This window comes from Eubacterium sp. 3_1_31 (genome assembly GCF_964249515.1).
Lineage (GTDB): Bacteria > Bacillota_I > Bacilli_A > Erysipelotrichales > Erysipelotrichaceae > Longicatena > Longicatena caecimuris.
Map to the genome: position 1 here is coordinate 120,122 of NZ_CAXUBY010000001.1, position 18,451 is coordinate 138,572.

Annotated in this window: 16 protein-coding genes and 1 pseudogene; 2 read left to right on the forward strand and 15 right to left on the reverse strand. The window is 36.7% G+C overall.

Annotation, left to right across the window (positions count from 1 at the left end; all coding sequences use genetic code 11):
- Window positions 1–4: 4 nt before the first annotated feature.
- A complete protein-coding gene (locus ACESSZ_RS00615; protein ID WP_330585611.1) occupies window positions 5–439 on the reverse strand; it encodes a flavodoxin domain-containing protein in 435 nt (144 codons plus the stop codon).
- Window positions 436–807: an MmcQ/YjbR family DNA-binding protein gene (locus ACESSZ_RS00620; protein WP_161286423.1), complete on the reverse strand. Its 372-nt coding sequence runs from the start codon at window positions 805–807 to the stop codon at window positions 436–438. The genes ACESSZ_RS00615 and ACESSZ_RS00620 overlap by 4 nt, the downstream gene beginning before the upstream one ends.
- 250 nt (window positions 808–1,057) lie before the next feature.
- Between ACESSZ_RS00620 and ACESSZ_RS00625 the strand changes: the two genes are divergently transcribed.
- Both ACESSZ_RS00625 and ACESSZ_RS00630 read left to right on the forward strand, forming a co-directional pair.
- The gene (locus ACESSZ_RS00625; RefSeq protein ID WP_161286424.1) at window positions 1,058–1,381 is read left to right on the forward strand and encodes a MobC family plasmid mobilization relaxosome protein; all 324 of its coding nucleotides are present in this window, start codon (window positions 1,058–1,060) and stop codon (window positions 1,379–1,381) included.
- Entirely contained in the window at window positions 1,348–2,727 is a 1,380-nt protein-coding gene (locus tag ACESSZ_RS00630) for a relaxase/mobilization nuclease domain-containing protein (RefSeq protein ID WP_161286425.1), read from the forward strand. The genes ACESSZ_RS00625 and ACESSZ_RS00630 overlap by 34 nt, the downstream gene beginning before the upstream one ends.
- Window positions 2,728–2,936: 209 nt before the next feature.
- On the opposite strand, the pseudogene ACESSZ_RS00635 reads toward ACESSZ_RS00630, so the two are convergent.
- From ACESSZ_RS00635 to ACESSZ_RS00695, 13 genes and pseudogenes are all read right to left on the reverse strand, one after another.
- Window positions 2,937–3,089 (reverse strand): annotated as a pseudogene (locus ACESSZ_RS00635) (metal-dependent transcriptional regulator); the annotation flags it as partial.
- Between the two features lie 11 nt (window positions 3,090–3,100).
- Entirely contained in the window at window positions 3,101–4,834 is a 1,734-nt protein-coding gene (locus ACESSZ_RS00640) for an ABC transporter ATP-binding protein (RefSeq protein WP_161286427.1), read from the reverse strand.
- Window positions 4,819–6,585, reverse strand: coding sequence for an ABC transporter ATP-binding protein (locus ACESSZ_RS00645; protein ID WP_161286428.1), 1,767 nt, complete (start codon window positions 6,583–6,585; stop codon window positions 4,819–4,821). Before ACESSZ_RS00645 ends, ACESSZ_RS00640 begins: the two co-directional genes overlap by 16 nt.
- Window positions 6,578–7,999, reverse strand: coding sequence for an ABC transporter ATP-binding protein (locus ACESSZ_RS00650; RefSeq protein WP_161286429.1), 1,422 nt, complete (start codon window positions 7,997–7,999; stop codon window positions 6,578–6,580). The genes ACESSZ_RS00645 and ACESSZ_RS00650 overlap by 8 nt, the downstream gene beginning before the upstream one ends.
- Complete coding sequence (locus ACESSZ_RS00655) at window positions 7,987–8,670, reverse strand: energy-coupling factor transporter transmembrane component T family protein (protein WP_161286431.1); 684 nt, start codon at window positions 8,668–8,670, stop codon at window positions 7,987–7,989. Before ACESSZ_RS00655 ends, ACESSZ_RS00650 begins: the two co-directional genes overlap by 13 nt.
- Before the next feature lie 3 nt (window positions 8,671–8,673).
- A complete protein-coding gene (locus ACESSZ_RS00660; protein ID WP_161286433.1) occupies window positions 8,674–9,270 on the reverse strand; it encodes an MptD family putative ECF transporter S component in 597 nt (198 codons plus the stop codon).
- 113 nt (window positions 9,271–9,383) lie between these two features.
- Window positions 9,384–10,346 (reverse strand): helix-turn-helix domain-containing protein, encoded by a 963-nt coding sequence (locus tag ACESSZ_RS00665; protein ID WP_161286434.1) that lies wholly within the window; start codon window positions 10,344–10,346, stop codon window positions 9,384–9,386.
- A 195-nt stretch (window positions 10,347–10,541) separates the two neighbouring features.
- Window positions 10,542–10,781 (reverse strand): ErpK protein, encoded by a 240-nt coding sequence (locus ACESSZ_RS00670; protein WP_161286435.1) that lies wholly within the window; start codon window positions 10,779–10,781, stop codon window positions 10,542–10,544.
- A gap of 302 nt (window positions 10,782–11,083) precedes the next feature.
- Entirely contained in the window at window positions 11,084–11,335 is a 252-nt protein-coding gene (locus tag ACESSZ_RS00675; RefSeq protein ID WP_161286437.1) for a hypothetical protein, read from the reverse strand.
- 628 nt (window positions 11,336–11,963) lie between these two features.
- Window positions 11,964–12,653, reverse strand: coding sequence for an aspartate/glutamate racemase family protein (locus ACESSZ_RS00680; protein WP_161286439.1), 690 nt, complete (start codon window positions 12,651–12,653; stop codon window positions 11,964–11,966).
- 41 nt (window positions 12,654–12,694) lie between these two features.
- A complete protein-coding gene (locus ACESSZ_RS00685) occupies window positions 12,695–13,396 on the reverse strand; it encodes a cyclase family protein (RefSeq protein ID WP_499842651.1) in 702 nt (233 codons plus the stop codon).
- 54 nt (window positions 13,397–13,450) lie between these two features.
- Window positions 13,451–17,722 carry an amino acid adenylation domain-containing protein gene (locus ACESSZ_RS00690; protein ID WP_499842652.1) on the reverse strand — a complete coding sequence of 1,424 codons (4,272 nt, stop codon included), beginning with the start codon at window positions 17,720–17,722 and terminating at the stop codon, window positions 13,451–13,453.
- 2 nt (window positions 17,723–17,724) lie between these two features.
- Window positions 17,725–18,450, reverse strand: coding sequence for a VOC family protein (locus tag ACESSZ_RS00695; protein WP_499842653.1), 726 nt, complete (start codon window positions 18,448–18,450; stop codon window positions 17,725–17,727).
- Window position 18,451: the final 1 nt, after the last annotated feature.

An 18,451-nucleotide genomic window follows, 5' to 3' on the forward strand; every position in this document is an offset into this window, starting at 1 on the left:
CTATTTATAGTCCTTTTACAAACTCAACTGCATTTTTTATATCTTTTTCATCTGGATGCCCTTTTGCTATACCACCCAGCAGTTTAAATGGACCAAATGTGTCATAGCCCTTGCATCCGAATTTTCCGATTACTGTAGAATGCTTCTTGTCCAAAATCTGCTCTATGGATTTATAATTCGCATTTCCAGCATAAGTACAGATCAGAAATACCATTTTGTCGTCCGGTAGATTCTTCTCTGCAAATCCCAATATAGACTGATGAAATTTTGAAAAATAGATTCCTGATGCAAACCCAATCATATCATAACTGCTCAAATCTGCATCTGGCTGTTTTACAGCATCAATCAAATCAACCTGACATTCTTCTGCAATGTTCTTTACTAATTTTTCTGTGTTTCCATGATGCACAGATGAATATACGATTACCTTTCTCATCATTCTTCCTTTCCTCTATTCCCATCAATCATATCATAGCTCATATCCAAAAAATCTAATGTCTTTGCTTCACTTACTGAACCATCCAGTAAAATTGTGATCCAGTGCTGTTTGTTCATATGGTATCCTGGCAAAAATCCAAAGGTCTGAATAATCATACTTGTCATTTCCGGATCACATTTTACATCAATAATATCGACAAATTCATTTCCTTCTAATCCGAGTTTGCATTTTTCAACGCTCATGACCACAGCATACCATTTTCCATTCTTATGTCGCAGCACAGCATTATCTGGTGATTGTGCCCATAAATACTCCGGCATCGTTCCATACTGTTTCTTCACATATTCAAAAATTTCTTCTTTCTTCACAATCTATTCAACTCCTGATTCTTCTGATATCCTGCCATAATCATACCATATTTTCGGTTCCCGTACTACCTGCCAAATTCTTTTGCATTTTCCCGGTTCTCCTGACTTTAACTAATAGAGGGGTAAAACAGCAAGGACAGGAAGTGAGGATACACTTCCGGGAAATCCCAATTTAGGGAACCCTGCCCTAAATTGAAAAAAACGCTGAAAGCAACGATACTACTGCCCTCTCAGAAAGGAGAACCCGCCAATGGCTGAAAGAAAGAGAAACAAAGAAATCCATTTCTATGTCACCGAAGAAGAACGAAAGCTAATCCGCAGGAAGATGATAGAATCAAAGACAAAAAACATGGGAGCTTATCTGCGCAAAATGGCAATCGACGGTTACATCGTCAACACAGATACCACTCCACTTAAGAAACAGTATGAGGAAATGCACAAGATTGGTGTAAATATCAACCAGATTGCAAAAAAGGTAAATACCACCGGAGATCTATATCCAGAAGAAATGCAAGAATTGAAAGAGATGGTGAAAGAATTATGGCGTATCTTAAGATCTTCCCCATTAAAGTAACAGACAAGAAAGCTCTGGACTACATCACGAATCCAGATAAAACAGATGAAAAACTGTTAGTTTCCAGTTTTGGCTGTTCCCCGGAAACTGCAGATTTGGAATTTGCTCTCACCAGAGAAGCAGCAAAAAAGAACGTAATGGACAAAGGCGATAACCTGGCATTTCATCTGATCCAGTCATTTAAACCTGGAGAAGTTAATGCCGAAACTGCCCATCGCTTAGGTCAACAATTTGCTGACGAAGTGCTGAAAGGAAAATATGAGTACGTGATCAGCACACACGTTGACAAAAATCATATTCACAATCATATCATCTTCAACGCTGCAAGCTTTGTTGATCATCACAAGTATGTTTCCAATAAGCGGAGCTACCACAAACTCTGCAGAATCAGTAATCGTATCTGCCATGAAAATGGACTTGTCACCAGTATGCCAACCGGAGAAAAAGGTAAAAGCTATAAAGAGAACATGGAATACCATCGTGGCACCAGCTGGAAAGCCAAACTGCGTGTCGCAGTTGATAAAGCAATCTGGACTTCCATCAACTATGAGGAATTCCTACAAAAGATGCAGTTAGCAGGATATGAAGTTCGACAGGGAAAACATTTATCCTTCCGTGCACCGGAGCAGAAAAACTTTACTTATATAAAATCTCTTGGAAACTATTATTCAGAAGAAAATGTCCGCATCCGTCTGGCTAAAAATCGTAACAAAGTAAAAACTCCAAGGCATCTGTCCAGAGAAGCTCGCCTGTATATCAATATTTCCACCTATGTAACAACAGGCAAACGTGAAGGATTTGAACGATGGGCAAAACTCAATAACCTGAAAGAAGCGGCTCGTACCTTCAACTATCTTTCTGAAAATAATCTGCTGAATTATGAAGATTTCCAGCAGCATGTTTCTGACATTGAAGCTTCTGTTAAAGCTGCCGATCAGAAGATAGTGGAAATCAGCAATGAACTGACTACACAGAAAGTCATCCAGAAACACTGTGATTCTTACCGTCTCTGCCGTAAAGTGATTGAAGATTGCAAATTTTCTAAAAATCCAAAAGCATACCGGACCAAGCATCAGACAGAATACCAGCTCCACGATTCACTAAAAAAAGAGCTTCAGGATCTCGGTGTCACCAAAATCCCAAGCTCTAATAAAATCCAGAAGCGGATTGAAAATCTTGAATCTGAACAGGATGCTACTGTCCGGGAAAAACAGGAATTGCAGAAAAAGCAGAAAACCCTAGAGATCATTCAGCAAAATTTCACTGCACTGCTCGATGCTCCTGAGATCAGTTCTGACTTACTTCAGGCAAAACGGGAATCTGTTTCTGTCACAAGAGATAAATGAAATTGCACTGACAACCCAATTATTCTCTTCCACATCATCCCAAGGTTTCAGCCCCATTTCCTCCCAGGTGACACCATACGGTGCACCTCAGGAGGTATAACCGGCAATAAAGAAAAATCTGTCATCTTTCAAGATTTCTTCTTTAGCCAGATTATCTCTTGTTTCTTTTTTCTGTTTTGCTCGCCTCTGCTGCTTCTTTTGTTTCGCAATCCTTCTTTCTTTAATACGCCTACTGCGTGACTGATACTGGGTTTGCTAAATCCCATGTGCCGGGCAAGGTCAATAGAACGCACCATACCACTTTTCTTTTGTAATACAAGTATAGCTTCCAAATAATCTTCTCCGGATACATGAAGTTTCATAATCGCCTCCTTTACTGAACCAATTTCCAGCCCGTTGTTTTATGACGAATATTGATAAAATCCGCATAAATACCAGATTGCATTTTCAATTGTTCGTGCGTTCCACGCTGTGTAATTTTTCCATCTGCAATTACTACAATCTGATCCGCATTTTTGACTGTTTTCAAGCGATGGGCAATCGTAATAACCGTTTTACTTTCTGTCAAACTTTCAATGGCTGCCTGTAAATCGGATTCATTTTCAGGATCAACACTGGAAGTTGCCTCATCCAAAATAACGATAGGTGCGTCTTTCAAAATCGCTCTGGCAATGGAAATACGCTGTTTTTCACCACCAGAAAGAGTTGCACCACTTTCACCAATCACAGTATCATAACCTTGGGGCAGTGCCATGATAAAATCATGGCAACAAGCTTTCTTAGCAACCCGGACAACCTCATCGTGACTGGCATCCGGCTTTCCAAAACGGATATTATTTTCAATCGTATCAGCAAATAAATAAACATTCTGAAAGACAATGCTGAAATTAGAAAGCAATTTATCTAACGTATAATCTCGTATATCCGTACCGCCTAAAGTAATACTTCCAGACTGTACATCCCAAAATCGTGCAATTAAACTACACAATGTTGTTTTTCCACTTCCTGATGGTCCGACTATTGCTAGCGTTGTTCTGCTTGGAACGGAAAGATTAATACATCGGAAAATTTGATGTTCACCATATGAGAAGCTAACATCCTTTAATTCAATATCCATATTTGGAGGCGTTATATTTTGTCCCGATAAATCCATAATCGGCGTTTCATCAATCTCATTTATTTTATCAATCGAGCTTTCAATGAGACGAAGCGCAAATGATTTACCGCCCGCTTTTTCTAATTCACTAAAAATCAAAAATGAAGCCACACACATCAATAGGCAATACACAAGTGTCATACTGCCTTGCAAATAAAACAAAATAGAACAGAACATAATAGATACACTTATTAATCTTAACACAAACTGTTGTGCAGCACCATAAGGAATAAAAACAGTTTCCAGTTTTGTATTACGAACCCTGCTTTCTTCTATGGCCTGTTTCATTTTTTGATTGGAGTTACCACCAAGATTAAATGATTTTACAATATTCATTCCTTGTATGTACTCTAATGTAGCACCAACCAAATCTTCCTGTGCACGTTGCCTTTCCAGCGATATTTTCTGTGATTTTTTCTGCATCATTGAATTGCATACCAAAAACAGAAGAATTCCCAAGCAACATAAAGAACCTATGCGCCAGTCAAAGAAAAACATCACGATAGTAATAACAACTACATGAACAAATCCGTGAACAACTGTAATTAAAACAGACGGTGCGTTATTTTCCACATCTCCAATTGTTGTAGTAACAGCCGAAGTCAGCTTTCCAAGACTATGATCGTTAAAATACCCCATCGGCATATATTTCATGCGATCACCCACATGAATCCGCTTTTCCGCACACATATAATAACCAACCTTCGTTTGCGAAAAATCAGAAATATAACTGCAATAAATTTTCCCCAATATGCCGATAATCAGAAGTAATAACGTAAATACTATTATTTGCAATGTCATTCCTTCCGTTAAACCAATTAAAATCAAAAAAAGCGCAGCAATCTGAAACATATCAAAAATGGAGTGCAACAGACTGAAAGCAACAGATTTCTTTAATACTCCCTGCCAATTTCCTGCAAAGTCATATATTTTTCTCAATGCGGTAAGCATCTGTCTGCACCTCCTTCATCACGGCTACCAATATGAGCCATCCACATTTGTTTATATAGTGGGCAAACCTCAAGCAACTCCTCATGTGTTCCAGTCGCTTCTATCCGACCGTCATTTACCACAACAAGCTGGTCTGCCCCTGTTACAGTGTAAAGACGATGTGCAACCATAATCAACATTTTCCCTCGAACCAAATTTGAAATTGCATCCTGCACTAAACTCTCATTTTCAGGGTCAAGGTAAGCGGTCGCTTCGTCAAAAATTACAATCGGTGCATTCTTGAGCATTGCCCGCGCAATCGCTACTCGTTGCCGTTCTCCGCCTGACAAATGTCCTCCTGCACTGCCAACAACTGTTTCATAGCCATGCTCCAGCTCTACAATAAAATCGTGACAACCGCATTTTTTGGCTGCTTCCTCTACTTCATCATCTGTTGCCGTAAGACGACCCATTCGGATATTTTCACGCACACTCACATCAAATAAGTAATTATCCTGTGAAACATAAGATACATACGATGTGAGTTGTGAAAGCGGCATTTGCCGAATGTCCTTGCCACCCAACGTGATTTTGCCTGATGTCACTTCCCAAAAACCAGTAATAAGTTTCGTAATGGTGGATTTTCCGGAACCTGACGGTCCCACAATCGCAGTCATAGTGTTAGGGCGAAATATAAGATTAACATGACTCAAAACAGGCTCTTCCACATTTTCATCATAGGAAAAAGAAACATCCTGAAATTTTATCGTTAAATCCTGTATGTCGGTCTGTATAGAAGGGCGCTTCATTTCGGGAGCCGACAGCAAACTACATACAGCGCCTATTATCGTTCCTAGCTGCGCTACACTATCCGTAAATTTGATTGCCGCTAAAATTGGCCCAACAATTCCAAGTGATAAAATCATCACGGTTAAAAAAACAGGAGCAGAAAGGATTCCTGCTTTGTAAAGGATTCCTCCGACCGGTAAAATAGCAATCCACACACTTGGCCAGATGGTATTGCTCATCGACATAAAAAGCTGTGTGTCCTTCATCCAGCCAACCGCATAATCGGCGTTATCTTTCACAGAATCAGAGTATCTTTCATAAGAATTTGCAGATTGATTAAATGCTTTTATTACCTCAATCCCATTCACATACTCAACGACTGTTGTATTCATTTTCTTAACCCGTTTTATAAGCCCAGAAAACCGTTCCTCATAATTTTTTGCCATTCCCATATAACAGAAAAATCCTATGGGCAACGTAACTAGTGATAAAAGAGCCATACGCCAGTCTAGAACAAAAAGATAAACAAGCATACATACTGGCACAAACAAATTAGATGTCATTTCAGGAACTAAATGCGCAAGAATCGGCTCCATACTTTCCACCCTATCCACAATCGTGTCTTTAAAACTACCCGATGATTGATCCAAGATATAGCCCATCGGAACCCGTGACAGCTTATCTATAATCTGCATTCGAATCTCTTTCAATGTATAAAATGTTGCCGTATGTGATACAGCAGTTGAAAGATTCGCAAAAATAATTTTCAAAGAAAATCCGAGCAACACCATCATGCACCAAAAGGCATAAATAGACATCTCCCTTATACCTTCCAGCAGATAAAGCATAATTCTGGCAATTGCAAAATACGGAATCATACCAGAAGCAACGCCCAAAATAGCAAGCAGAATTGACAGCACAAACTGATTTTTATGCGCACGCATAAAACCTAATAACTGTTTTGCAATTTCTGATTTATTCATTTTCCTTACCTCCCATGTAGAATCTGTTGTCACAAGCCATATCACACAGTAAATCATCATGAGTTATAATGATAATGGTTTTTCCTTTCTGGGCAAGGAATGTTACCCATTTTGAGAGACTTAGTACACCTTCTCCATCCATTCCACTTGTAGGTTCATCTAAGATAATTATATCGGCATCCGAGCAATATGCGGCAGCTATTGTTACTCTCTGTTTTTCGCCACCAGACAAAGACGCTGGATGCCGATCCTTTAATGCGGTCAGATGAAAGGCATCCAACGCATCATAGGCACGATTTCTCAAATCCTCTGTTACCTTTTTACCTAATACCAGCTCATTCCCGACACTATCCGCATAAATCTGATAATCCGCGTCCTGCATAACAAGATAACTGGATGCACGACGCTCTGCGCAAGATAATACCTGATTTTCTCTTTTTATTGTTCCGACCTTTTGTTTTAACAGTCCACACAAAATTTTGCAAAACGTAGTTTTCCCTATTCCATTTCTGCCAAGAATGGCAGTAACAGTCCCGGCAGGAAAGCAGCAAGACAAGTCTTCAATTCCCCACACAGCTTTTTTATACCGAAAAGAAATTCCCTCCACAGTCAAATCTTTATCAGCAGATAAAATCTGTCGATGCGGTCTTTGTACATATTCAGCCAAATCCGGATGTCGGATGCCCCACTCAATCAAATCACTACAAGTAAGCCGTTCAAACTGGGCTTTTGTCCATTTATTTACCAATCTGCCGGCATCAATATGCAAATATACATCCGCAATAGATAAAAACTGATGCAGACGATGTTCACTGATAATAATGGTTGTACCATTCTGCTTTATCTCTCCCAAAATTTCAAGCAAGATTTTAATTCCGCCCCGATCCAAATTAGAAATTGGCTCATCCAATATCAATACAGGCGGAGCGAATACAGTGGCGGCAGCAATCGCCACACGTTGCTTCTGCCCACTGGATAATTCATTGACTTTTTTCTCCAACAGGGACTCTATTTCAAGTCTCTTCGCGCACTCCATAACCTGCGGTAATATTCGTTCGGGAGACAACCCAATGTTTTCAGCAGAAAATGCAATTTCATCAAGTACCTTTCCCATAAAAAACTGGCTTCGAGGGTCTTGAAAGACTACTCCCAGTGTTGCAACCCTTTCTTCCGGTGTGAAACTGCTGGGAAAACCATTATTTACTATAACACGGCCTTTTAACTGCCCTTCGTAAAATCCAGGAACTAACCCGCTAATCAGGTGGAGAATAGTACTTTTTCCAGCTCCAGAACGTCCGCACAGGACAGCGCACTGACCCTTTTCAATTTTAAAAGAAATATCTTCTACCCCGGTCAGGAGCATTCCCGCATCTTCCCGTCCATAATGAAAGGAAACGCTTTCTAACTCAACCAAGTTCTCACCCCCAACATAACACCAATGCAACCTAACACAAATCCCAAAATTGCCAAAATGTCCTTGTAAGTAAAACCAATATTGTATATGCAGGAACGGGGATTAGATGAATCCAATCCCCGCAGCTCCGCAGATGCCCCAAGTTCAGTAGATAATTTCAAGCATCGAACCGTCAAGGGAACGAAAAAACATTCATATGCCATAATAGGATTCTTTAGGATACTCCACCAAGTAGGGAAAATACCCCTTGCACGTATTCCGTTCCTGATAGATAACATTTCTTTTTCTATAACTGGAAAAAAACGAATCAATATACACAACATTACCAATACATTCTTAGGAACATGTATTCGCTGAAAACTATACATCATGCGGCTCGGATTTGCATACAGAATCGGTGCAGCCACCATCGTCAGCGGTATAGCACGTGCAAATGTGCAAATAACAACATACATAATCCCCATAATAGGAGCCGTCAAATAAGCTAACAACAACATAATAATATATGTCATAATAAAGCCTGGAGCTTTCTCCCAATATCCTGCTACACACATATACAAGGCGCATAGAACCACTAGACCATGTATTTCCGCGTTGCTTTGAAATACAAACCAAAACAGAGTAGCACTGATTAAAACAATTAAGTGTGTTCTAATGTCCAGTTTTTCCATTGATTACACCAGTTTTGCCTTTTTAATATGCTTTTTCAAGAAATAGCAGCCAATCAAATAACCAACAATGGCAAATACTATCGTTATAACACTAATGAGCGCAACCATAGCGGGCGAACCATAATATACAAGCGTTTCAAGTCCTTCTTCCGTATAAGAATCGGCTAGACTTGCAAGATATTGATCTTTGAACAGATAAAGCGGAATTGCACTACCAACAGCATACAGAACCCAGTACACAATATAACCAATTCCATTTCTAATCGGATTCTTATATGTATTCTCGCCCAACATAAGCAACTCACAAATCACACCAACAATTAGTTCAACAATCAGAAACCAACCAGAACCAAAAAGCAACATCATAAGACCAGAAAATAATGCGGTTACAAAGAGAGTTCCTGTTTTTGCTACTTTGTTTGACATAACAACATACAAAGGAGCGCAAAAGAGTGCCATGACTCCAACATATGCCAGATAGTTAAATGCCGGTGTCGCAACCATCATAATAACCATCTTAACTACAACCATAACAACAAGGATTGCCACATTAAATATGGCCAAAGTAATAATGTCTTTCATTTTTAATTTGTTTCCCATGACAAATTTCCTCCTAAAAAATAGTGCGGTCAGTCCTCACTAACCGCAATTAGAATACAACATAATCTCGTTTTTTTCCTTCCCAAACAGCCAAATTCTATCCAAAAAGCCATTTATTTGTTTTTTGCCCGATACGCTCTCGGAGAAACACCTATCACTTCTTTGAACGCAGTCGAGAATTTGTTTGGATTCTCATAGCCAAATTCCCCAGCAAGCTCTGTAATGGACATATCTGTTGTCGTTAAAAGTTTTGTTGCGACCTGCATTTTGTATTCTCGTCTAAAGGCATGCACCGGTTTTCCATAAACAGCCTTAAAACAATCTTTCAACATAGTAAGACTTAATCCGTATTGCTCGGCAAGTTCTGGCAAAGAAATTTTTCTATCCAACTGTTCCATCAAAGCCGATTTCAACGCCTTTACTTTTGCAATTGTCTCGCCAGAATAGTATGCAGAGGTTTCAATATTATCCTGCGTTGATAAATTAGACAACAAAAAGAATATCTCCAGTGCTTTCAAACGCAAATAACCAAGATTACCTCTATAGGTACAATCACAAATTTCTTCAAATACATGTAATAATTCAGGGGGCGTTTTCATTACTACACAGCATTGTTCGTAACAAAATTTCTGAATAAGTCCAGCGAAATCAATCTCAATCCCAATAACCGGAGCATGAAAACATTCCCCTATGATGTCGGTATTGATAATAAGGGCCACCCCTTCATAAATTCCCGTAGGAAATATAGGCTCATTTCTTTGTGAGTTTATGATGCTCACAGCAAGGTCATTCTCACCTAAATATGTCATAAATCCTCGCTTATATTCACATTCGTATCGCCCCGATCTACAATATGCAATTTCAATTATATGAGGAAGTGAATTTTTTCGTTGAAAGCAGGAATTAGCATAAAAAGTCGTATAAGCCAAATCAATGCCCTGAAAAAGATGGTAACAATACATTGTACCATCCGGTGTATTGCAGTCAATTTGATATTTCGTCACATTTTGAGTCTTTTCAAGAACAACTACACCCGAATCAAAAAGTCCATAATTTTCTTCGATTTTTTCATACATAATATTAAGCACTCCATCATTTTCACAGTCAAAAGTTAGTGGTATCTAATCGTAAGTATATATTATTTATCTATCGAAGTCAATTTATCAACAATGTGAACTTCCGAAAATAAATCCCCTAAATGTAGGATTTCCCCCAAACAACCAGGCTAAATTCACCTGTCGTGCCTATTTATAGACTTATTCAGTCCTGTTTTACTCATCCTCTGATGTCTCTCCTGAGGTAATAAATGCCAGGATCTCTCCATAAGAACGGCTGCTGTTTTTCATCGCTTTTAACAGTTCATCTCTCTGATATGCCATTCTTATATCGTACAGTTTTTTTAATTCATCAACCGCTTTTTCATGTGCTTCTTTCGTTTTTGCAACCTTTGCTTCTGCCTGTTCAATCTTGTATTCCAGGGTCTGTTCGCTGCTTCTTCTCATTCTTGCCATATCTTTTTTATCCTTTGTTTTTCTTACTTGCTCTGTAGGATTTTTCGATTTCTTTCGCTTAATGCCGTACATTACCTTCGTTTAAACCAAAGGCATCCAGTATGGTTTTCTGGGTTGCGGTGACAGCATGCTCCAGACGATAAACGCCGTCAAGCTGACGTATCATTACTATCTTTTCCAGTTCTTTTAATGCTGCTGGAACTGTTAGTTAGTTCGGTCTTTTCAACATTTTTTCGCTTTTTTCTTTTAATGCTAATAGATCCTGCTTCGCAGAATCAGGGCAATAAACTGGATAAATACCTTTAATGACAATGCTTCATCACTATATACTCGCATGCTTTTATTTCCAAGATAAGATTTGTCACTGCGGAACAGTTTTTCTGATGCATCTCTGCTTTTATATAACTCAATTGCTTCCCGTGCGTCATATTTTCTGATGAAACAATGGCAAAATATCCTGCCGGAGACAGTTCCTTTTCTACTGCTGAAGCGTTCTCTTCTGCAAGCTTCAGCGTCTTCCTATCCTTTTCAAAATTCAGGTAAAAATACTTCATGATCTCTGGCCCAAATGCTACACATTCTTTCCCAACACATCCGTCTAGATATTTTTTCAGCCGGCGTATCTTCTGCTTGATCTCCTGTTTTTCACCATATGCTTTTCCATCACTGTAGTAAATGTGGATATTTCTTTTTTTCGCATCCCCTTCGTATAACAGGTTCCTGACAGTTGTTCCATACAGATCATAACGATCAATATTTTTTATTCCTCACTAGCCCTAAAATTTGTTTAGGGGAGATTTTTTCGGAAGTTCAGAAACAATATACCGCAGAATCCATTTCACATCAAAACATCGTAGATACCACTTCAATGCTATTTCAAAAACGAAAGTTGATTGAATATTCTTGCAGCCCAAAATCAGCACCCCAATATAGAAATCGAAGTTTCGTTACTCGGAAATTGCTTTTTCTATAAGAATATTAATCAAGACCTTGCCGCAACTACGACATATAGCAGTCTTTATCAATATTCTCATAGAAATTATGATTCAATATGCATAAACGTGAATCTCAAAAGTGATTTCCATATTATCGAACAGATGATGGAAACTTATCCGGAATATACTATTCCCCTATATTATAAGCATATTTTCGACTGGCGCAAACGACCATTGTTCACACAAACTATTCAATCATATACATCGCAATTTTTTTTGCATGAATTTGAGTTGTATCAAAAATCGGAACATCCATGAAATTTTGTTGAATTAGCAATCCTATTTCTGTACACCCAAGTATTACACCAGTTTCTTTTCCTTTACAGTACTTATATATTATTTTTTTGTATTGTTCTTTAGAATTATTGGTTATAATACCCCTACATAATTCTGCAAAAATGATATCATGTACCAATTGTCGCTCCTCTAAACTAGGGATAATAATATTTACTCCATTTTTATAAAATCGCTCCTTATTAAACGATTCTTCCATTGTAAATCTTGTTCCTAACAGCAGCCCTTCAGACATTCCCTCTCTTTTCATCTCCTCCACTGTAGCGTCAACAATGTGAACAATAGGTAAGTTTACCTTCTTTTTTATAGCCGGAAGACATTTATGCATCGTATTAGAACATATACCGATAAAATCTGCACCTGCATTTTCAAGGCTTTCCGCTGCATTTGCTAATAACTCATTCGATTTGTCCCAATTTCCTTTTGATATTGTTGATTCAATCTCATAGAAATTTATACTATGTAAAATACAATCTGCAGAGTATAATCCGCCTAATTGTTGCCCGATTACCTCATTTATTATTTTATAATACGGCACCGTACTTTCCCAGCTCATGCCTCCTATTAAACCTGCTTTTTTCATGAGCATTCTATTCCTTTCTTTATAATCTCATAAATTATATATTATTTGTTTGGGCAAATTGCAAAACATCTAACAGGGAACCCCGTTCCATTTGTCTGCTTTACAAAAATACAGAATATAATAGCTCCTCTTTCCGGAATTTTATCCAGATTTGTAAGCATCTCAATTTGATATCTGTCTTGTTTCAAGACATAACATTCCGCTTGGAAATAACGCTGTTCTTTGCAAAATGGTGGATCTGTATCAAATGTTTCATGTCCAATTGCAGTAACATCTCTTTTTTCAATTAAATATTTTACAGCCTCTAAACTCCAGCCAGGATAATGCTGTTCTCCGTATTCATCCATATTTTGAAACTTTTCCTGACTAGGCCACCTTTTTCCCCAATCGCTCCTCATCGCAACAAAAGCTCCCTTTGGAATTTTTCCATAAATCTTTTCATAATCATGAATATCATCTAGCGATAATGCATAATCACTATTCATTTTAACCTTATCACTACAATTAATTACGCATAATGGCAATACACATTCCTTAATATCAATTTTTTCCAAGGTGCGTCCATTTACATCAGCATGACCTGGTACATCTACATGTGTTCCATATTGCCCTGGAAACGAATATTGATATGCTCTTACTGGATATTCACCAAATTCCAATTTAATCTCTTTCCTCAATGACTCAAAACCTGGCCATCTTGGTGTGTTTTCACCAAATTCATGTGACAAATCAATCCATTTCATCTGCTTCAGCTCATTCAATAAACTCAACAACTCCATTTTCATCTCCCTTAATTATTAATCTTGAAAACATTTTGATATCTTCTTACAAAGAGTACATGCGTTTTCCTTATTTTCCGTGCAGGTTATGTGATTACCCTTTATCATTTCTACGCTCATATCGTCCAAACAAGTATTTTTCCAAAATGCCAAAGTTTCTTCGTCATTATCTGGAATAAAACTAGTTGATTCCTCTGCTAATAAAAAACGTATATTTCCTGCATAAACTTCAGGCACAAACTGAGCCGCCTTAAAACTTTGTTTATACGCCGCAAATAAATCAATACACATATCTACAGGGAACTGGTTTTCTGCTTTTTCTAAAGCCATTTTCGAATATAATTCAAATCTTTGTCGTTTTTCCATACAATCTAATTTAAGCAGTATTTTTTTCAGATTTATATATTCATCAGGTAAGTACTGTATGGATCTCGATGGGATTTCTTTTTTAAATTCATTATATAAATATAGAACTGCTTTATATAATTCCTCATTGCTTATTTCTCCCAAACCCAGTTGTGATATTTCAATACCCAAACTTGGTAAAAACGTGATTTCCATTAACAATTCATCTTCTAACTGATATTGAATCGGGTGACTGTCGATTAAAACAAGGTCAAATATTTCTAACCCCCTTTCCATTAATCTTCTAGCTATTTCTACTGCAATAAGTCCACTTATACAATATCCAATAATTTGTATTTTTTTCTTGTTTAATCCAATAATTAAATTCACATATTCATCGGCTAGAATTTCAATCAAATTATCTGGATTCATTTCGCAATACCGTTTGCTATTCTTTATCGCTATTCCGGCAATCGTTCCTTTATTATCTAGTCTCATATATTCTATCAAGTATCGGAAACAATTCATTGTTCCAAATCCTGCATGCAATAATACCTGCAAAGTATCATTTTTATTCTCATGAAAAATATTAATTGTTCCGATTCCATCATTCTTTATATTTTGAACCAATTTTTTATCTGGCATACTATAATTTTCAATATACTGATAAAGGGATAGAACATCAGGATGGTTTAATAATTGGCGAAGTAACACATCAAAAGGTATTTCATTTTTCGTATAATTATTTCTTATCTTACTTGCCATTTGTGCCATTATCAATGAATCAACTCCATAATCATACAAATTATCTTGTAGTTGAATTTCAGAATTATGCAGTGCTTCCCTCCACATCAAAAGTAATTCATTTGCCGAATTATTATCAACACTCATTCCCTCCATGTGCTTTTGCATTTCTTCAATACTATAGTTCTCATCTATTCTTTTTCTATCTATCTTTCCATTAAACGTCAATGGAAATGAATCCCAAACTACTATTTTTTTTGGTATCATATATTGAGGTAAATGCATTTTTAAATATATCAATATATCCGCTTCAGAAGCATTACTTCCATTATGAAACACAACCGCTGCAACCAACAGTTTATTCTTGATTACTGACACAACCGCTTGATAAATCGGTTCATAATTGCATAATATTGATTCTATTTCACCTAGTTCTATCCTATAGCCATTTATTTTAACCTGCATATCTTCTCGGCCCAAGAATTCAATTTCTCCACCTAATAGATATCGCCCCTTATCTCCTGTTCTATAAAATCGTTCTCCTCCTTTAACAATAAATTTTTGAGCAGTTAAATCAGAGCTATTCATATATCCCTTGGCTAATCCTATGCCTCCTATAAACAAATCACCTTTGACACCGATAGGACAATCCCTCATATTTTCATCCCAAATATAAAGTGTTTGATTTGATAAAGGTTTTCCATATGGAATACTCTTCTTATATTGTTCATTTATATTACATTCATGATAGACAGACCAAATGGATGCTTCAGTAGCACCACCTAAACTTATTATTCTTGTATCCGGTAAAAATTCGTAAATTCGAGCAGGTAAATCAATGGGTATCCAATCACCGGATAGTAAAATATTTCTCAAGGAACTTATTCTTTTACATCCCTTAGCTTCTTCATTCACAAACAATATTTGCATCAGTGCAGGAACACTATTCCAAATTGTCACCCCATAATGATTTATTAATTCAGCCCACCTTTCAGGATTTACTGTATCATCATCAGGAATAACTAATGTTGCACCCGCAATTAAGCAACCAAACATATCATAAATCGATAAATCAAAATTCATTTTTGATATAGCAATAAAAACATCATTTTCCGTTATAGATAACCGTTCATTCATATCAAGAATGGTATTCATAACTGATTCATGACTAATTTCTACACCTTTGGGTTCACCTGTAGACCCTGATGTATATATTACATAAGCACTTTGTGTGTTTTCTAGCAATTTCGCTGATTCTATTATTTTTTGATCCCTGAATAATTCATCAACATAAACAACATCTTGTACTTCTATACTTTCAGTTAAAGGAATATCTAGCACAATTATGTGGATATTTGAATTTTGTATAATTTTCCGTTTTCGCTCACTAGGCAAATCACTTGAAATGGGTACAAAAATTGCGCCTGTACAAAGAATTCCTATCGCTGCTATTACTTGGAACGCAGACTTATTTACCATTATTCCTACATAGTCTCCAACCTTACAGTTCTTTTTTTCTAATTCGCTTTTTATAACCATTGCATATTCAAGGGTCTCTTGATAGGTAAAAGATCGTTCCTTATCTACTAACGCTATTTTATTAGGATTGTTTCTACATGAATATATGATACCTTCTTCAATACGATATAGTTCTCTTTTTACCGCGGTATTATTTACACTATTTCGCACTTGCTTTTGCCATTCTGGTAATTCCACTATATCTTCCTGTGTCCAAAAACACTCCTTCTCCATCTTATCGATCTGTTTTCCAAAAAGGAAAAACATATCTTCTACCAAACCATCCGGAAAAATCCCTTCTCTTACATCCCAAAATATCCTTAATCCCTCTAAATCATCCATTACTTGACAGTCTATGAATACTTGAGGTGTTTGACTAACTCCAAACTCATTCATTCGCCCCACAAAGTTACTTTCCAATGTTTTTCCAACTAATCCTACCGCACTTGTAAATACATATGGCATCAGTGCCTTGTCAATCCCTTTTTCTTTATTTAGTTCTCTTAATACTTTTATTCCGGAAAATGCTTTATGATCCAAATTATCAAATAATTGTTTTTGTAGTATCCTTGCACTTTCTACAAAAGTATCAGTTTCCAAATTGAAGCACTCCAACACACACAGTTCTGTAAAATCCCCCACAATATTCTCTAAGTCAGAATGCAGATTGTTTCTGTTCATCATTGTTAAGTTCAATGAAAAATCCTTATTACTACTCCACATTCTGATGATCTGTACATAAACTTGTAAAACAGCTACTGTTGGTGTAATTCCATATTTTTTTGAATATGCAACAACTTTTTCCCATGAATCCCTATTCAGAGAATGACTAAAATGCTTGAATCTATTGGAGTCATAAGCCTGCTCTACGGTCGGCAAACAGGGGGCTTCTGGTATCCTTTCAATTTTACTCTTCCAAAACTCTAAATCACGATAAAATGCTACACTTTCCTTTTCAGCCAGCAAGAAATCTACATATCTTCTAAATGAACTATTTAAAATAGGCAAAGTTTTCTTTCCAAAATAGATATCCTCAAATTCCTTTACCAAAAGCCATATACTTGTCCAGTCTGCTACCATCATCTCTACGGATAAAAATAAAATATCATTCTTTTTTTCTCTGCTTATGACGCCGACATCAAATAATGGTGCTTTATAAATATTATATTGCTTATTTCCAAATTTTTCTCTGACCATGCTCAGAATCTGATCCTCAGTTTCATTTGTTGTATCCCAAAATGTCACAATATTCTTTGGAACTATTTCAGAAATAATCTGCTTTTTATCCGCAGTTATTTCCATACGCAGCATTTCATGTCTTTCAAGTAATTCATTCCAGACATTCTGAACTTGATTAAAATCTAAACAACTATATTCTATTTCAAAATATATATGGCATCCTACGTTGCCATACGAAAAGCACTCTTCTCGTCCCATCAAATATGCAGCTTGAGTATCTGTTAATGGGAAGGATTTACTTTCATAGATCCCCATAGAATTCCACTTTTCTGTAGTATCATTCAATAAAAGCTTTATAATCTCCGATTTATTTTCCTTCAAAAAATCAAGAATTTCTTTATTTATTTTATCCTTTGGAGCTTCATATGATAATTTAAGACCATCTGTTTTTAAGATGATATTTTTCTTCTCTAAATCTACTATCTTTTTTGATATGCTTTCCATTCTTACACCTCTACTGCCTTTATGAGAACATTGCAAATTTTAATACTATTAGAAAGTCCCTCTATTCCAATCTCACAAATATGTGTATCTCTACCTTTAATCAATTGAATTCTATCGTCATCTTTTACAAGTTTAAACAGTTCTTTATATTCCTGTTTTCCCACCTCGATTTTTATATAAGCTATCTTTTTTGCACCATTTTGATGCACTGTTTCTAAGGATTTTTGCCTAGGTTCATATCTTGAAACTATAAACGGCAGTTTGACATTTCGAGGAATAAAATAACTATAATTAGCATATTTGCCTTTGCAATTTTTTCTTTTCCAGTGTAATGTTTTTGGAGCTACGTTAATACCCATATCTTTTACATACTTCTTTATGCTCTCGATATCAACAATAGTTTTCTTATTTTTCCTCACTATTTTTGTCATATTGTCGTTATCGTCTTCTAAGGCAAAATCACACCACATATTTTTAGCACTAAACCAACGCCACCATTTTTTTGCTGGTACAGTGCCATACACAAGCTGCATAGCAACAACTAATGGTGCAAATTTTCGCTTTATACAAAACACTTCTAAGAAGGCTTCCTCTCCAAACCAAATAAAAAAATTATTCTCCTTACCAGGTAAACCACCCCATTCAATTGTGAAACCCATTTCCTCCACTTGTTTCGCAACTTCATATAAATTATCAACCCTACACGAAATATGACTTAACTTTAACATG